General features: G+C 57.6%; 1 protein-coding gene. It reads left to right on the top strand.

Translation table 11 applies throughout. The annotated features are described in order from the left end of the window. On the top strand, positions 1-1,015 hold a 1,015-nt coding region (locus tag CW742_RS15285; protein ID WP_292421899.1), incomplete at both ends, for an MMPL family transporter.

Genomic DNA, 1,015 nt, shown 5'->3' with positions numbered 1-1,015 from the left:
GGTGAGGATCGCAAAAAACCCGGTGCCGGTCCTGCTGCTTGCGGCCCTCATCGCCCTTGTCGGGTTCCAGATCGATCCAACCATCCCGGTCGAGTCGAGCGAATCCGCGTTCGTGCCGTCCGATATGCCGGCCAAGATCAACATCGAAAAGGTCACGCGCGTCATCGGCGCAACGAGCACAGCGGACCTGATGATCCAGGGATCGCGGATCACCGATCTCGATACCGTGAAGTGGATGGCCGGGTTTGAGGAGTATGTCCAATCGCGGCACCTCGAGATCACCGGGTCATCGAGCATCGCCACGTACATCCTCGAGTATAACAACGGCAGGATGCCGGAGACGCAGGCTGAACTCGATACGGTTCTTTTAAAAATTCCGGATTCGGTGAAAGAGACGGTCATGAGCGACCCGATGTGCGGCCTCATCAGGTTCAGCACCATCGACATTCCCATGGATCGCGAGCGGGGGATCAAAGAGCAGATCATAAAGGACATCGAGTTCTACGAGCCCCCGGCAGGGTTCGTTGTCCAGCCGGCCGGGGACTTTGAGCTCTTCACGAGCCTCATGGGGGCGATGTCCGAGTCAAAAGACACGATGACCCTCCTCGGTTTCATCTTTGTCTTTGCGTTCCTGATCCTGGTGTACCGGCACCTCCATGCGGTATCGCCGATCATCCCCATCGTCTTTGTGGTCGGGTGGAACGCGGTGATGATGTATATCATCGGCCTTACGTACAACCCGCTCACCGCAACCCTCGGGTCGATGACCATCGGCGTTGCCTCGCAATACACCATCCTGGTCATGGAGCGGTATGCCGAGGAGATGGAAGAACTCCATGACCACCATGCAGCGATTCAGGAGAGCGTGCGGAAGATTGGCACCGCCATCACGGTTTCTGTCCTTGCACCTTTCTTCGTGTTCTCAGCCCTCTGCCTTGCAACGTTCCCGATCATCAGCCACTTCGGGGTATCCACGCTCATCGCCGTCGGCTTCTCCCTTGCGGGTTCCATCTTT

This window comes from Methanoregula sp. (genome assembly GCF_002835825.1).
GTDB lineage: Archaea > Halobacteriota > Methanomicrobia > Methanomicrobiales > Methanospirillaceae > Methanoregula.
The sequence above is the reverse complement of the archived record's forward strand: the minus strand, read 5'-3'. Positions and strand labels throughout refer to the sequence as shown.